The sequence below is a fragment of the Pseudomonas sp. LAMO17WK12:I1 genome (assembly GCF_900177315.1).
Taxonomy (GTDB): Bacteria; Pseudomonadota; Gammaproteobacteria; order Pseudomonadales; family Pseudomonadaceae; genus Aquipseudomonas; species Aquipseudomonas marginalis.
Genome location: NZ_FWZV01000002.1, coordinates 304,260 through 318,826 on the forward strand (window position 1 = coordinate 304,260; position 14,567 = coordinate 318,826).

General features: G+C 60.5%; 13 protein-coding genes and 1 pseudogene. 5 read left to right on the forward strand and 9 right to left on the reverse strand.

The genetic code is table 11. From position 1 onward, the window contains the following. Positions 1–128 precede the first annotated feature (128 nt). The gene (locus B9N88_RS04025) at positions 129–1,307 is read right to left on the reverse strand and encodes an aldo/keto reductase (protein WP_043293236.1); all 1,179 of its coding nucleotides are present in this window, start codon (positions 1,305–1,307) and stop codon (positions 129–131) included. Positions 1,308–1,495: 188 nt separating this feature from the next. Here B9N88_RS04025 and B9N88_RS04030 point away from each other — a divergent pair. Further along, positions 1,496–2,477: pseudogene (locus B9N88_RS04030) on the forward strand (AraC family transcriptional regulator N-terminal domain-containing protein). A 7-nt stretch (positions 2,478–2,484) separates the two neighbouring features. Here the strand turns inward: B9N88_RS04030 and B9N88_RS04035 are convergent. Continuing rightward, entirely contained in the window at positions 2,485–2,994 is a 510-nt protein-coding gene (locus B9N88_RS04035) for an Lrp/AsnC family transcriptional regulator (RefSeq protein ID WP_027603420.1), read from the reverse strand. Between the two features lie 198 nt (positions 2,995–3,192). Here B9N88_RS04035 and B9N88_RS04040 point away from each other — a divergent pair, with 198 nt between their 5' ends. The 3 genes from B9N88_RS04040 to B9N88_RS04050 all read left to right on the forward strand — a co-directional run bounded on the left by B9N88_RS04040 (position 3,193) and on the right by B9N88_RS04050 (position 5,272). Next, a complete protein-coding gene (locus tag B9N88_RS04040; RefSeq protein WP_027603421.1) occupies positions 3,193–4,209 on the forward strand; it encodes a 1-aminocyclopropane-1-carboxylate deaminase in 1,017 nt (338 codons plus the stop codon). A 128-nt stretch (positions 4,210–4,337) separates the two neighbouring features. Continuing rightward, a complete protein-coding gene (locus B9N88_RS04045) occupies positions 4,338–4,802 on the forward strand; it encodes a hypothetical protein (RefSeq protein ID WP_027603422.1) in 465 nt (154 codons plus the stop codon). Positions 4,803–4,849: 47 nt separating this feature from the next. Continuing rightward, positions 4,850–5,272, forward strand: a complete 423-nt coding sequence (locus B9N88_RS04050; RefSeq protein WP_081744360.1) for a hypothetical protein — start codon at positions 4,850–4,852, stop codon at positions 5,270–5,272. Positions 5,273–5,318: 46 nt separating this feature from the next. Here B9N88_RS04050 and B9N88_RS04055 read toward each other — a convergent pair whose 3' ends face one another. The 7 genes from B9N88_RS04055 to B9N88_RS04085 form a co-directional block, all read right to left on the reverse strand. Next, on the reverse strand, positions 5,319–6,473 hold the full coding sequence (locus tag B9N88_RS04055; protein ID WP_027603424.1) for a M20 family metallopeptidase: 1,155 nt from the start codon (positions 6,471–6,473) through the stop codon (positions 5,319–5,321). Then, on the reverse strand, positions 6,470–7,894 hold the full coding sequence (locus B9N88_RS04060; protein WP_027603425.1) for a M20 family metallopeptidase: 1,425 nt from the start codon (positions 7,892–7,894) through the stop codon (positions 6,470–6,472). The genes B9N88_RS04055 and B9N88_RS04060 overlap by 4 nt, the downstream gene beginning before the upstream one ends. Beyond that, positions 7,891–8,880 (reverse strand): ABC transporter ATP-binding protein, encoded by a 990-nt coding sequence (locus B9N88_RS04065; protein WP_027603426.1) that lies wholly within the window; start codon positions 8,878–8,880, stop codon positions 7,891–7,893. The genes B9N88_RS04060 and B9N88_RS04065 overlap by 4 nt, the downstream gene beginning before the upstream one ends. After that, positions 8,877–9,893, reverse strand: coding sequence for an ABC transporter ATP-binding protein (locus B9N88_RS04070; RefSeq protein WP_027603427.1), 1,017 nt, complete (start codon positions 9,891–9,893; stop codon positions 8,877–8,879). Before B9N88_RS04070 ends, B9N88_RS04065 begins: the two co-directional genes overlap by 4 nt. A gap of 32 nt (positions 9,894–9,925) precedes the next feature. Continuing rightward, positions 9,926–10,828 (reverse strand): ABC transporter permease, encoded by a 903-nt coding sequence (locus tag B9N88_RS04075; protein ID WP_027603428.1) that lies wholly within the window; start codon positions 10,826–10,828, stop codon positions 9,926–9,928. Between the two features lie 9 nt (positions 10,829–10,837). Further along, positions 10,838–11,755: an ABC transporter permease gene (locus B9N88_RS04080; RefSeq protein WP_027603429.1), complete on the reverse strand. Its 918-nt coding sequence runs from the start codon at positions 11,753–11,755 to the stop codon at positions 10,838–10,840. Positions 11,756–11,836: 81 nt separating this feature from the next. Continuing rightward, positions 11,837–13,357: an ABC transporter substrate-binding protein gene (locus B9N88_RS04085; protein ID WP_027603430.1), complete on the reverse strand. Its 1,521-nt coding sequence runs from the start codon at positions 13,355–13,357 to the stop codon at positions 11,837–11,839. A gap of 187 nt (positions 13,358–13,544) precedes the next feature. On the opposite strand from B9N88_RS04085, the gene B9N88_RS04090 reads away from it, so the two are divergent. Then, the gene (locus B9N88_RS04090; RefSeq protein WP_027603431.1) at positions 13,545–14,462 is read left to right on the forward strand and encodes a LysR substrate-binding domain-containing protein; all 918 of its coding nucleotides are present in this window, start codon (positions 13,545–13,547) and stop codon (positions 14,460–14,462) included. Positions 14,463–14,567 lie beyond the last annotated feature (105 nt).

Consider the following 14,567-nt stretch of genomic DNA (forward strand, 5'->3'; position numbering starts at 1 on the left):
TTACTGGAACAGGCGGATCAAGCGGCTGCTATCTGCAGCGTTGCTGCAACCAGGAAGATAGGTTTCGGGTTAAATGAGGCCAGCGACGCTAGCGTCACATCAGCAGGTTGCACGGGCGTAGACCCTGCTCAGGAAGGGACCGGTGCTTGGGCATCGATCAGGTTCCGGCTCTTGAGCTCCTCCCAAAAGGCTGCCGGGATGCCGACCTTCATCGCCTGCACATTGGAAACGATCTGCCCCGGCGTGCGGGCACCCGGAATGATCGCTGACACTTGCGGATGTGCTGCCGCGAACTGCAGGGCGGCAGTATGAATATCGATGCCATGTCGTTTGGCAACCGCCATGATTCGCGCGCGCTTTTCCACCGCTCCGGCAGGCAGGTCCAAACTGAAGTTGTATCGGCTGCGTCCTCCCAGGAATCCATCGTTCAGTGGTGTTCCAACCACAACGCTGGTGCCCTTCCTGCTCAACGCCGGAAAGGTGTTGCGCAACGCATCGCCGTGCTCGAGCAGGGAATACTGGCAGGCAAGCAACACGATGTCGGGAGTCGGGTCATCACCGGCCATTGCCTGGACCACAGCATTCGGCGTATTGACGCCGAAGCCCCATGCCTTGATGAGCCCCTCGTCACGCATCTTTTCAAGCTCGACCATCGCCCCTGTGCGCGCAATGCGATACGCCGCTTCCCAACCGCCTTCCAGTTCGCTGTTATCGGGCGAGATGTCATGGATAAACACGATATCGATACGCGGCAGCCCCAGCCGCTGCAGGCTGTCTTCCACGGAACGCCGTGCGCCTGCTGCGGTGTAGTCATACCGGTAGTTGAAGGGCGCGGGTGACTTCCAGATGGCATGGTCCGCGCGCGGGCCACCCGCGGCAGTCAAAACCCGTCCTACCTTGGTGGAGACCACATAGTCGTTCGGATTTTTGCCGTGCAGAAAGCGGCCTACCCGATATTCACTCAAACCAAACCCGTAGAACGGCGACGTGTCGTAAAGCCTTACACCCGCGTCCCAGGCGGCCTGTAGAACCAGGCCCGCCTGCTCGTCGCTGAGCGGCGCAAAGATATTGCCAATCTGTGTCCCGCCCATGCCAAAGCGTTGAGGCGTCATGTATCGCAGGGTAGGCGAGGGTGAATTGAGGGGCAGGCCTGTGCGCACTGGCCGGCCTTCCGTACGCATCACGCTCCCGCGCTCTGTCAGTAAAGAGGGCGCTGGGGCTGTCGAACTGGCGACACTCGAGGCTGGCAGCAAAGCGGCTGCAACAGTGCCCACTGCCGAGTAAGTAAGAAAATCTCGTCTGTCCATCCAACGTTCCTTTCGCGACCGAGGTTTCACGGGATCATCGAAGCCGGTATTCGTACTGGAAGTTAGAACAACGAGGGGTGGCCGGGTGACCCTAATACGCCATATTTTTTGCACAATCCTGCCGATGCGCTTGTGTTGGTTACGCACTCTCAGCAGACTCGAACATTCCGTAAACAGGGGCGCATGTGATGACGAGCGGTTCCTTCTCGCAGTTCGGTTCCGGCCACCTGCATTCTCTGACGTTGCGCGATCCCATACAGCCCAACGAGCGTCTCCAGGCACTGGGACGGCTGATCGAAAAAGTCACCCGGCAGATTGGTTTGAACGAGGTCTGCAAAACATCGATTCCAGGCCTGGCCTTTTATCGAATGGCTGAGCTGGGTACGCCCACTTACTGCATTTATGAGCCTTGCGTGGCCATCATTCTGCAGGGGGCGAAGGAGATCACGTTCGGCGAGGAGGCCTGTGAGTTCGGGCCGGGGGCGTTCTTCGTCACGTCGGTCGACATCCCCACATTGGCCCGCGTTACCGCCGCCAGCGAGGCAACCCCCTATTTATCCGTGGTGTTGAAGCTCAACCTTTCCATGCTCAACGAGGTGATCCAGACCTTGGCCCCCCCCCGCGCAGGAAATAGCTACAGAAGCGCGGGGCTTCGTATCGGGTGCGGCGTCGAGTGAGATGCTCGATGCATTCGCTCGACTCGCTACGCTGATCGAACGGCCGCTTGAAGCAGGCTTGATGTCGGATCTGATCAAGCGGGAAATATGCGTTCGGCTGTTGTTAAGTGGTGCAGGACAGTGGTTGCGCAGCGTCACCCGCGACGGTTACCGAGACAAGGGCATCGTGAGAGCCATTGAATGGCTGAAACATCACTACGACAAACCGCTGCACGTGGCCGATCTCGCCGAACGATCAGGAATGGCCAGCTCTACGCTGCATCACAGTTTTCGCAAGCTGACAGGCACCAGCCCCGTTCAGTATCAAAAGGCGTTACGGCTGCAAGCCGCACGCAGCCTGATGTTGACCGATCGTGTTGACGTGAACACCGCCGCGTTGCGCGTCGGCTATGAAAGTGTCGCTCAATTCAGCCGTGAATATGCCCGGCGTTTCGGAGCCCCGCCTTCGAGAGACATCAAGCACGTACGGGAGCAGGGCGGACTGCTCGACTAGCGACGCTTCAAAGGGGAATGTGGGTGGTCGACAAGACCTGACGCAAGCCCATGAACGATCGAATCTGGCGAACCCCAGGCAGGTAAAGCAACTGTTCCGCGTGGAGCCGGTTGAAACTGTTGCTGTCCTTGGTTCGTATCAACATGAAGTAGTCGAACTCCCCCGTCACCACATGGCACTCCATGCAGCCGGACACTTTTTGTGCGGCTGCCTCGAATGCGGCGAAGGATTCCGGTGTGGAGCGGTCCAGCACCACGCCGATCAACACCACCATCCCCGCATCCAGCGCGACATTGTCGAGCAGCGCGACTATGCCTTTGATCAGGCCGACCTGCTTGAGCCGCTCGACGCGCCTGAGGCACGCCGGTGCACTCAATTTCACCTTCTCTGCCAGCGCCACATTGGAGATGGAAGCATCTCGTTGCAGGGCCTTGAGAATGGCGCGGTCGGTTCGATCCAGCGGCTGCGGCACCGGGGCTGATACGCTTGGCTTCTTGCGAGTGTTTGTTGCGTTCATGACTGTTTATTCGCAATTAAAGTATGTTCGATATTTATAGCGAGAAATTATAGTTCTTTAAGTGCTAGAAGTTTGCAACACATCTTTTTGGAAAACTTCTTAATATTGAACTCATCGAAGCCCGACTGAAAGAACCTGGAAGGCAACCTTTGCCTTTCGGTCTGGCGCTTTGATGTCCAGTAATCAAGGAGCAGCGTCATGAACCTGAATCGTTTTAAACGTTATCCGTTGACCTTCGGTCCTTCTCCCATCACGCCCTTGAAGCGCCTCAGTGAACACCTGGGTGGCAAGGTCGAGCTGTATGCCAAACGTGAAGACTGCAACAGTGGCCTGGCCTTCGGCGGGAACAAAACGCGCAAGCTCGAATACTTGATTCCCGAAGCGCTCGAGCAAGGCTGCGATACCTTGGTTTCCATCGGCGGTATCCAGTCGAACCAGACCCGCCAGGTGGCCGCCGTTGCCGCTCACCTGGGCATGAAGTGTGTGCTGGTGCAGGAAAACTGGGTGAACTACTCCGATGCGGTGTATGACCGCGTTGGCAATATCGAGATGTCGCGCATCATGGGCGCCGACGTACGACTGGACGCCGCCGGGTTCGACATTGGCATCCGGCCCAGTTGGCAGAAGGCCATGGACGATGTGGTGGAGCGGGGTGGCAAACCGTTTCCAATCCCTGCCGGGTGTTCCGAACACCCCTACGGCGGCCTTGGGTTCGTCGGCTTTGCCGAGGAAGTGCGAGAGCAGGAAAAACAACTGGGGTTCACGTTCGACTACATCGTGGTCTGCTCTGTGACCGGCAGTACCCAGGCCGGCATGGTCGTCGGTTTCGCCGCGGACGGCCGTTCGAAGAACGTTATCGGCATTGATGCCTCGGCCAAGCCGGAGCAAACCAAGGCGCAGATCCTGCGTATCGCCCGGCACACCGCAGAGTTGGTGGAACTGGGCCGTGAGATCACCGAAGACGACGTGGTGCTCGATACACGTTTTGCCTACCCGGAATACGGTTTGCCCAACGAAGGCACGCTGGAAGCCATTCGTTTGTGCGGGAGCCTGGAAGGCGTGCTGACCGATCCGGTGTACGAGGGCAAATCCATGCACGGGATGATTGAAATGGTCCGCCGTGGTGAGTTCCCCGAAGGCTCCAAAGTGCTGTATGCGCACTTGGGTGGGGCGCCTGCGCTGAATGCCTACAGCTTCCTGTTTCGCAACGGCTGATTAACGCCAAAAAACCAGGGAGCTCACGACGCGATGGGTGAGTCGGCATCAATATTGAATGTCACGATCCCATCGTCGAATCGCCACCCGGAGCACGTTGCTCCTATCCAACCGCCGGGAGTACCGCCATGCATGCGATAACGCAATCCGCAGTCTGGATCAAGGAGCCTTCGGCGGATGCCGGAGTGGTGATCGTTACCAGCGCCGCGTTGCCCCCGTACATGATCGACAAGCTGCATGTGGCGATAGATGAGTGGGACCAGGTGGCTTATCTAGCCGTCAAACAGTCCGAGGCGTTGAGGCTCGATTGGTTGCAGGTCGGGTCCAGCCCGGAGCCGTCCGACGGGGCCTACGCGTGCCATGCCAGCCAACTGTTGCGCGGCGTCTCCCACGGCAGCTTTTTACTGGATGTCGAAACTGGCACGAATTGCGGCATGACGTGGCTGGGGTCCGTCTTTGGTCATCCGCTGCGCGTGGTCGAGCTTGGAGAAGTAGCCTCCTCCACTGCACAGATGGATCAACAGGTGGAGGCGGTGTTAGCGGCGACCCGAAGCCTGGCGAAAAGCGTGTTGCAGGCACGCGGCGTCATTTAACCAATGACCTGGTCCATTCGCCGGTTGGAACCATAAAGGCATCGATTATGAGCCAAGCTGTCGATTGTCGTCCCAACGCCATGAAGTGGATGCGCGAGCCATCAAGTTGCACGCGCATCGTGGTCATCGTGTGCGGGCTTGATAGCGCTCATATTGACTTGATCCATCAGGGGTTCAGCTGTTTTGACAATGTTGCGCTGCTCCATGTCGATGCGGTGGACACCGTGCCTGGCAAGCGCGTTGATGTGCAAGTGACCAGAAGTGACTGTTCTTTTGTCGTGCTCGGTGAACTGGATGAGCCTGTATTGCATAGCCTTTCCATGGGTAAGCGATGCCTCTACTCCATAGCGCCAGACGGGTCGGCCGAATGCTCGGTGATTGCAGCAGTAGAACAGGTCAAAAATTTCGCCCGAGTGAGCCATTCCCGTCACCTTGAAGCGATACCCGACAGCGCCAGGAGCTGCCTGTGAACCTGTCGGATACCCTGACCTCGGCGACGCGTAGAAACCCATGACCTCAAACGCTGTCGCCGACCGCCAGAATGGTCGCCACCAGGGCCAGGGCGCGAGGTACCAGGGTGTCCAGCTCCAGGTATTCACGATCGGTGTGGACCTTGCCACCCACCGGGCCGAGCCCGCACAGGGTTGGAACGCCCAGGCTGGCGGTAAAGCCGGAGTCGGCGCAACCGCCGGTGAATTCGCCTTCGACGCTGAAACCCAATGCCCGTGCTTTTTGTTGGTAGAGATTCAGCAGTCGTTCGCTGTGGCGTGCTTCCATCGGTAGAAAGGTCGTCGCTTCCTTGAGGACGGCGCGGGTGCCGATCAGTTCTTCTTCGGCGACGATGGCCTGGATTGCGCTGAAGATCCGATCCCAGTGCTTGAGTTCGATGAAGCGCACGTCCAGCCGCGCGCAGGCGCTGGGCGCGACGGTGTTGCTCGATGTACCACCGGATACCAGCCCAACGTTAGTGGTGACGCCGGCCGGGTAATCGGTCAAGGCATGCAGCTTGACGATCTTGCGTGCCAGGGCCTCGATGGCGCTGGCCCCGTCGGCATGGTTGACCCCGGCATGCGCCGCGCGGCCACTGACTTCGATGATCAGCGTGGCCCCGCCTTTGCGTGCGCTGACCACGTTGCCGCTGGCCCGGCCAGGTTCGGTGTTGAGCACGGCGCGGGCGGCACGGGCGGCGTTTTCGATATGGGGCCTGGCGCTGCCGGAGCCGATTTCTTCGTCGCCGGTGTACAGGACCTGCACCGGATAGGGCAACCGGCCGGCGCGCTTGAGTGCTTTGAGCGCGAAGCAATTGAGCACCAGGCCGCCTTTCATGTCGGCGACGCCGGGGCCATAGGCGAGGTTGGCGTCGCGGCTGTAGCCGCGAGTCGTGGTGGTGCCCTTGGGGAAGACCGTGTCGCGATGGCCCAGCAACAGCACCGGTTTTCCAGGATCGCCTGGCACTTCGGCGAGCAGCACGTCACCAAAACCCTCGGCCGGTATGCGCTTGAGCAGGATGCCGTCGGCCTCCAGTTCAGCCGCGAGCAGCGCGCCCACGGCGTCGACACCCGCCTTGTCATAGCTGTTGGAGTCGGTGTCGACGATACGCCGCAGCAGCGCTTCCATGGCTGGGCGCTGGTCGGCAAGCCAGTCCAAGGCCTGTTGTGGCGTGGCGCTCATTGCGCCTGCTCCCGTAACTGATGTTCCCGCGTCAGGCGTGCCGCGTCGTTGCCCAGGTCCCAGAACAGCCCGGCCATGATTTGCAGGCTTTCCTTGACCACCGGCGCCAGCAAGTGTTCGTTCGGCGCATGTTGTGAACAGGCCGGGTACGAGTGCGGCACCCACAATGTCGGCAGGCCCAGCACGTCCGCGAACACGTCGTTGGGCAGCGAACCACCGAGGTTTGGCAGCAGCGCAGGTTTTTTGCCGGTGGTCTGTGCCAGGGAGCCGAGCGCCCAATCGACCCAAGGGCTCTGCGGGTCCAGCCGAGTGGCATGCATCACATCGATGCGGCTTTGCTTGACCTCGACATTGCTGAAGCCATGCGCATCCAGGTGGGTACGTACCGCCGGGATAAAGGTCGTGTAGTCGCTGTCGACCACGAAGCGGATATGGCAGTGGGCGTTAGCCTTGCCGGGAATCGCATGCACCGGGGCGTCTGGGTTGCCGGTCTTGAAGGCGATGACGTCGAGGGTGTTCCAGCCGAACACCTTTTCGCTCAGCGAGAGCTGCGGGTTACCCCAATTGGCGTCGATGTCCGGATCGCCCGGTCCGCCACCCACGGCAATATCGGCCAGCGCCTGCCGAACCGGCTCCGGCAGTGTCTCGGGCATCAGGCCGGCCACTTTCACCCGACCGTGTTCATCGACCATGCTCGCGATGGCATTGGCCAGGATGATGCCAGGATTGGCCAGCAACCCGCCCCAGTTGCCGGAGTGATGGGCGCCTTCACGTAAATTGACCACCAGCTCGAAGTTGAATACCCCGCGCGAGCCGAGAAAAATCGTCGGGCGTGATGCCGCCAGGCGCGGGCCGTCCGAGGCGATGAAGATATCCGCCGCAAGCTCTTTGCTGTGGGCGGCACAGAATGCGTTCAAGCCCGGCGAGCCTTCCTCTTCGCCCATTTCCAGCAGCAGCTTGACGTTGAAACCCAGCTGGCCATCGCGCGCCTTGAGCGTTTGTTCCAGCGCGGTCAGGTTGATCAGGTGCTGGCCTTTGTTATCCGCCGTGCCGCGGCCGTACCAGCGATCGCCTTCGGCAATGACGTGCCACGGCGACAGGCCTTCGCGCCATTGCGCCTCATAGCCGCGCACCACATCACCGTGGCCGTAGCTGAGCACGGTCGGCAGGTCCGGGTGTTCAATGCGCGTGGCGATCATGAAGGGGCCGCGCTCGGCCACGGGGTTGTCATAGATCTTGACGCTGAAACCCATCGCCTCGACATGTGGGGTGATGAACTCATTGAGGTAGCGATACAGCTCGGGCTGGCTGTCCGCTGCCTGGCTTTCGGTGTGCAGGGCGACGCTGCGTTGGAGCAGATTGAAAAACTCGCCATTGTCGAATTGCGCTGTGGTGTTGCTGATAGCCAGTGAACGACTCATGAGTGGACAAGCTCCAGTGTTTGGGCAGAAGTGTCGTGAAGGTGGCAACGCACGTTGCCGCCGATAAGCGGACCATTGGCCGGGTAGGCCGTTTTGCAGGGGGCGAAGCAGCTCGGGCAGCGCGGGTGGAAGGCGCAGCCGGACGGCGGTGACATGGGGTTGGGGAAGGTGCCGTGCAGGCCGATCTCGGGAATGCCCAGGCGCGGATCGGGCGTGAGCACCGAATCCAGCAAGGCGCGGGTATATGGGTGACCGGGTTGAGCGAACAACGATTCGCGCGTGCGTTCTTCGACGATGCGCCCCAGGTACATCACGGCGACCCGGTCGGCGAGGTGTTCGATGACCGCCAGGTTATGGCTGATCAGCAGATAGGTCAGGCCGAATTCGCGCTTGAGGTCCTGCAGCAGGTTGAGAATCTGCGCCTGCACCGACACATCCAGCGCTGAGGTGGGCTCGTCGCAGATCAACACGTCAGGGCGCATGATCAGCGCCCGTGCAATCGCCACCCGCTGGCGTTGCCCGCCGGACAGCTGGCTCGGGTAGCTGTCGATCACCCGCTTGGGCAGGCCGACCACATCAAGCATCGCTTCGGTCTTCCTGCGGCGCTCGGCGGTACTGCCGATGTCATGCACGATCAGCGGCAGGGTAACGATTTCGCGCAGGGTCTTGCGTGGATTCAGCGAGGAATACGGGTCCTGGAAAATCGGCTGGATATGCCGGGACATTTCCTTGCGATCAGTCGCCGCCAGGTGTTTGCCATTGACCAACACGTCGCCGCTGGTGGGCGGCAACAGACCGAGCAGCATCTTGGCCAGGGTACTTTTGCCGCAACCGGACTCGCCCACCAGACCGAGGGTCTCGCCACGCATCAGGCGCAGGGAAACACCATCCACGGCCTTCAGGGTGGCGGCGGGTTTGAAAAAGCCCTGGTTGATCCGAAACTCACGGCGGATGTCACACAGCTCCAAAGCGATGTCTTTTTTCATGACCTTGCACGCTCCTGAAGGCGAATCGGTGCCGGGGCCGGTGCGGCGAACAGGCAGCGCGCCATGTGCCCGTCCTGTTCGACTTCGGGGATGTGTTGCGCGCAGGCCGGGATCGCCTGACCGCAACGATTGCGGAACGCACACCCTTGCTGTTCGCCGACCAGGCTCGGCACCAGGCCTGGAATCGAACCCAGCGCCTCACCCGGTTTGGTCCGGCCAGGGATTGGAATACTCGCCAGCAGCCCCCGGGTGTACGGATGCTGCGGATTCTCGAACAGTTGCAGGGCAGGGGCGGTTTCGACGATTTCCCCGGCATACATCACGGCGACCCGGTCGGCGATCCGTGCCACCAGCCCAAGGTCGTGGGTGATGAAGATCACCGCCAGGCCGAGTTCTTTCTGGATGTCGCGGATCAAGCGCAGGATCTGCGCTTGAATGGTCACGTCCAGCGCCGTGGTGGGCTCATCAGCGATGATCAGGTCCGGTTCGCACATCAAGGCCATGGCGATGATCACCCGCTGGCGCAGCCCGCCGGAAAGTTGATGCGGATACTGGCGCAGGCGCTCGGTGGCATTGCTGATCCCGACCTTCTCCAGCATCTGCGCGGCGCGCCCCAGGGCCTCCTTGCGTGAGACCTTGCGATGCTGGGTCAGTACCTCGCTGAGTTGATCGCCAATGCTGTAGGCCGGGTTCAGCGAGGTCATCGGCTCCTGGAAGATCATCGCCAGGCGGTTGCCGCGCAGGTCGCACATGCGCCGCTCGCTCTGGCCGAGCATGTCGATGCCGTCCAGCGTCAGCCGGGACGCGGTGCGTTTGGCCTTGCGTGGCAACAGGTCCATCAACGCCAGCGAGGTCAGGGATTTGCCGCAGCCGGATTCCCCGACGATGCACAGCATTTCACCGCGCTCGACTTCAAAACTCAGGCCGCGTACGGCATGCAGCATGTCATCCGGCGTCGGGCTGTTGCCCATGGGGATGTCCACGCGCAGGTTTTCCACATGGAGTAGTGCCATGTTCGGTTCCCTCTATCAGTTACGGCGGTCTATCAGTTACGGCCGTCGGGCAGGATCAGATCGCGCAGGCCATCGCCGACGAGGTTGATGCCCAGCACCAGAATCATCAGGGCGACGCCGGGAATGGCGATGACCCACGGGGAAAAGAACATGTAGGGCTTGCCTTCCGCGATCATCAGGCCCCAGGACGGCGTCGGTGGCTGCACGCCAACCCCGAGGAACGAGAGGGCCGACTCCAGCAGGATCGCGTGGGCCATTTCCAGCGTCGCGACAACGATCAGTGCGCCGATCAGATTGGGCAGGATTTCACTGACCAGAATGCGCAGGGTCGAGCAGCCGAGCGCCTGGGCCGACGCCACATATTCAGCATCGCGAATCTGTTGCACCGAGGCCCTGACCACCACCGCGAAGCGATCCCATAACAGGCAGCCGAGCAGCACGATCACCACTTTCAGTGAGCCGCCCATCAGCGAGGCCGAGGCCAGCGCGACCATCACCACCGGCATCGCCAGCCGGGTGGTGATCAGGTAGCTGATAAACCCATCGACCTTGCCGCCGTAGTAGCCCGCCAACAGCCCCATGAGCGTGCCGATAAAGCCGGAAATCAGCGCCGCTGCAATGCCGATGAACAGCGAAATACGTGCGCCGTAGAGCAGCCTCGACAGGTAGTCACGGCCCAGCTTGTCGGTGCCGAGCACGTATTCCCAGGTGCCGTTGGCCATCCATACCGGTGGTTTCATGCGCAGCATCACGTCTTGCGCATAAGGGTCGTAAGGTGCCAGCCACGGCGCGAACAGTGCACCTGCGAAGATAATCAGCAACAACACCGCGCCGATGGCGAAACCCCGATGCCGCAAGCTCTTGCCAAGCACTCGGCTCAGGCTGCTCGGTGGTGGCAGGTAGTCATTGATCGCGAGGGTAGTGGGGGTGCTCATGTAGGCCTCCTAGCGCACGCGAATACGCGGGTCGAGCAGTGCGTTGAGCACATCGGCCAGCAACGTGAGGATGATGTAGATCACCGCAATCAACAGGACCACGGCCTGTACCACCGGAAAGTCGTCACGGGCGATGGCGTCCCAGGCAAGTTGCCCGATGCCTTGCAGGGAGAATACGGTTTCGATCACCACCGAGCCGCCGAGCATGAAGCCGAACTCCACCGCCGCCAGCGCGACGACCGGAATCAGCGCGTTGCGCAGCGCATGCTTGAACAGCACGCGGGCAGGGCGCAGGCCCTTGGCGCGGGCGGTGCGGATGTAATCGGAACTGAGCACATCAAGCATGCCGGCGCGGGTCAGGCGCATGATTGCCGGCGTCGCGTAGTAGCCCAGGGCAATGGCCGGCATGACGAAGTGCAGCAGGGTCGCGTTGCCGGACACCGGCAGCCACTTGAGCGTCACCGCGAACACCACGATCAGCATCAGCGCAAACCAGAAACTTGGCATCGCCTGACCCAGCACCGCGATGCTCAAGGCCAGCCGGTCAACCCAGGTGTCGCGTTTGACCGCGGCCAGCACGCCCAGTGGAATGGCCACCAGCAAGGCGATCCCCAGCGCCATGGCACCCAGCCCCAGGGTAATCGGCAAGCGGCTGGCGACGAGGTTGTAGACCGATTCCTGAAAGAAAAACGAGTTGCCCAGGTCCAGCCGCAGCAAATCGCCCAGCCAGTTGAAGTACTGGGTCGGCAGCGGTTTGTTCAAGCCGTACTGCACGCGAATCTGTTCGATCTGTTCGCTGGTGGCTTCCGGTCCGCCAATGGCAGTGGCGAGGTCGCCGGACAGGTGCAAAAGAGAAAAGCTGATCACCGACACGGTAATGGCAACGCAAATGGCGATGCCCAGGCGGCGCAGAAGGAATCCAAGCATGGCAAGTTTCCTCATATCCAATGAATGACAAGTGTGAGGACGTGTCCGTGGCGCACGAGAGTCCGTGCGCCCGGTTACGTATTACTTCCACGTGGACTCGACGAAACGCGGCAGCTCATCCGGGTACGGTGTGAACGCGAGTTCCGAGGTGTAGGCGTAGTTCATCGAGTAGTTGAACAGCGGCGCCCAGTAGGCCTGCTCGCTGATGCGCTGCAAGGCCTTGCGGTAGTTGTCCTTGCGCACTTGCGGGTCGAGGGCATTGTCGGCGGTCTGCAACCAGCCCTGGACTTGTGGGTCCTTGATATTGTCGTCCGGATTGCCCTTGAACCAGGTACCGGCCGACGCCGAGGTGTCGAGGATCGAGAACGAGCCCCAGGCCTGAAACGACATGGGCACCTTGCCGCCACGTTGCTGATCGCGCAGGGCGGCGTACTTCAAGTAGCGCAGCTTGGCGTTGATGCCCACTGCGCGCAGGTTGCCGATGATGGCTTCGACGTAATCACGGTCGCGATAAGCGAAGATTTCTGTCTCGAAGCCATTTGGGTAACCGGCTTCGGCGAGCAGCGCCTTGGCCTTGGCGGGGTCATAGTCGTAGACCGTGGCCGCAGTGGTATCGCAACCGAACTGACCGGGATAACAGGCAACCTGCAAGGGCTTGGCTTCGCCCCCCACCAATTGCGTGGCCAGCGCATTGCGGTTGATCGCATGGTTGATGGCCTGGCGCACCTTGAGGTTCTTCATCGGTGAGTTTTCAGTGGAGGTGCCCCGTGCATCAAGAATCAGGAAACCGATGCGCATGGTTTCGCCACTGGTCACGGTCAGGTTCGGCATACCCTTGAGGTCGACCGCCTGATCCGAGGTCACACGCCAGGTCCAGTCGACACCGTCGGTCATCAACTCGGCCAGACGGGTTTCTGCATCCGGGATCACGCGGAACTTGAGGTGGCTGATATGGGGCTTGCCTTGTGGGCTGTCCGGGAAGTAGTCCTTGTTGATCTCCATGGTCACGCCTTCGCCGGCCACCACCGACACGGCTTTATACGGCCCGGTGCCAATGGGCTTGCGACTGAATTCGGCCAGGCCGACCTTCTCGAAGTACTGCTTGGGAAACATCGGAACGGCGTTGGACAGGTATTCCAGTGCCGGCGGGAAAGGCTTCTTCAAATACAAGCGGACGCTGTAGTCACCGGTTTTTTCGGCGCCCTTGATCCAGTCTACGTTTTGCACGGTAACGACTTTCGCTTCGGGCGACACCACGTAGTTGAGGGTGAACACCACGTCGTCGGCGGTGAAGGCGTCGCCGTTGTGAAATTTGACGCCCTTGCGCAGCTCAAAGTCGAGGGTGGTGTCGTCGACCTGCTTCCAGCTGGTGGCCAGCATGGGTTTGTATTCGCCGCTTTTGGGATCGCGGTAGATCAGGTTGTCCCAGATCAGCCGGCCGAGAATCACGCCTTCGCGTAAATCGTTGTGATAGGGGCTGATGTTTTCAGGCTCGCTGTCGGAAGCGTAAACCAGGGTGTCGTTGGCTTTGCCGGCATGTGCCGGAAAGCTGCTGATAAGGCCCATCAGCGCGATACTGCAGGCGAAACCTTTGATGCCCATGCCGTCGTCTCCGTTGGCGAGAGTGGTTGAATCAAAGGGCAGCGAATCGCAAATGCGTAGAAGGAGGAGGAAAAGGTCGGGCGCTGTTTTTTTTGGTCTGGACACGAATGTAGGGAAGGGCTATCAATGCCACAAGCACAATATTTCGATACTTCCTTTGCCGAAAAGGCAATCCTTGGAGGCTCCGATGCAGCTGTATGGCGTGCAGTCCACGGCACTGCGCTATTTTCTTGAGGTCGCGCGATGCGGATCAATCAGCGAGGCCTCAATGCGGCTGAATGTGGCGGCATCAGCGGTGAGTCGACAAATTTCCAAGCTTGAGTTGGCCCTGGATGCCAGCCTGTTTGAGCGTCGTGCCCGCGGCATGGTGCTCAGCGAGGCGGGGGCGCGACTGGCGGCTTATGCGCGCAAGTCGCAGCTTGAGGCCGAGCAGGTGGTGCTGGAAATTACCGAGTTGCATGGCTTGCAGCGCGGTCATGTGCATGTTGCCTGTTCGGAAGGATTTGCCTTGGAATACATGCCCAGGAGCATCAGCGCGTTCAGGCGTGAGTATCAGGGCATTCATTTTACGTTGGAGGTCTGTGCGCCCGCTGAAGCGACCGAGAAGGTTCGCTCCGGTGAAGCCGACCTGGCGATGACGTTCAGCCTGACGCCGCAAAAGGAAATCAAGGTCGAGCATGTCCTGAGCGGGGCGATTTTTGCCGTGGTCTCCAATGCCCATCCCTTGGCCGGGCGGGAGTCTGTCAACCTCGCCGAGTTGCAACCCTGGCCCATTGCGTTACCCAAGGCCGACACTACGATACGGCAACTCTTCGACATCTGTTGCGGCGTCCAGGGGTTGTTGTTCGACCCGGTATTGACCACCAATTACGTTGCCGCGCTCTACAGTTTCGTCCGTGAAGAGGGAGGCATCAGCCTGGCCAGCGAAATGACCTTGCACCAACAGGTGGCGGACAAGCAGTTGCAATGCTTGCCGATCCTTGATGAAGGCATGCAGGCGCGGCGCATCGAACTGCAAAGCATGGCTGGGCGCAATCTACCGGCGGCGGTTTCGGCGTTCAGGGATTTTCTGATCGCTGAGCTGGCGAAGGCGAAGCGGCTTTGAAAAGATGAGGTTACTCCCATCTTCCGCCTTGGAAGATCAGCGAGTTTTTCTGTGCTGACTGATGCTTAACGCATAGAGAACACGCTCAAGGATGAACTCCCTGGC

What these genes read in the sequence shown, in the direction of transcription:
- B9N88_RS04025 (WP_043293236.1), bottom strand. Translation starts at nt 1,307, where the DNA reads ATGGACAGACGAGATTTTCTTACTTACTCGGCAGTGGGCACTGTTGCA.
- B9N88_RS04035 (WP_027603420.1), bottom strand. Translation starts at nt 2,994, where the DNA reads ATGAACGCAACAAACACTCGCAAGAAGCCAAGCGTATCAGCCCCGGTG.
- B9N88_RS04040 (WP_027603421.1), top strand. Translation starts at nt 3,193, where the DNA reads ATGAACCTGAATCGTTTTAAACGTTATCCGTTGACCTTCGGTCCTTCT.
- B9N88_RS04045 (WP_027603422.1), top strand. Translation starts at nt 4,338, where the DNA reads ATGCATGCGATAACGCAATCCGCAGTCTGGATCAAGGAGCCTTCGGCG.
- B9N88_RS04050 (WP_081744360.1), top strand. Translation starts at nt 4,850, where the DNA reads ATGAGCCAAGCTGTCGATTGTCGTCCCAACGCCATGAAGTGGATGCGC.
- B9N88_RS04055 (WP_027603424.1), bottom strand. Translation starts at nt 6,473, where the DNA reads ATGAGCGCCACGCCACAACAGGCCTTGGACTGGCTTGCCGACCAGCGC.
- B9N88_RS04060 (WP_027603425.1), bottom strand. Translation starts at nt 7,894, where the DNA reads ATGAGTCGTTCACTGGCTATCAGCAACACCACAGCGCAATTCGACAAT.
- B9N88_RS04065 (WP_027603426.1), bottom strand. Translation starts at nt 8,880, where the DNA reads ATGAAAAAAGACATCGCTTTGGAGCTGTGTGACATCCGCCGTGAGTTT.
- B9N88_RS04070 (WP_027603427.1), bottom strand. Translation starts at nt 9,893, where the DNA reads ATGGCACTACTCCATGTGGAAAACCTGCGCGTGGACATCCCCATGGGC.
- B9N88_RS04075 (WP_027603428.1), bottom strand. Translation starts at nt 10,828, where the DNA reads ATGAGCACCCCCACTACCCTCGCGATCAATGACTACCTGCCACCACCG.
- B9N88_RS04080 (WP_027603429.1), bottom strand. Translation starts at nt 11,755, where the DNA reads ATGCTTGGATTCCTTCTGCGCCGCCTGGGCATCGCCATTTGCGTTGCC.
- B9N88_RS04085 (WP_027603430.1), bottom strand. Translation starts at nt 13,357, where the DNA reads ATGGGCATCAAAGGTTTCGCCTGCAGTATCGCGCTGATGGGCCTTATC.
- B9N88_RS04090 (WP_027603431.1), top strand. Translation starts at nt 13,545, where the DNA reads ATGCAGCTGTATGGCGTGCAGTCCACGGCACTGCGCTATTTTCTTGAG.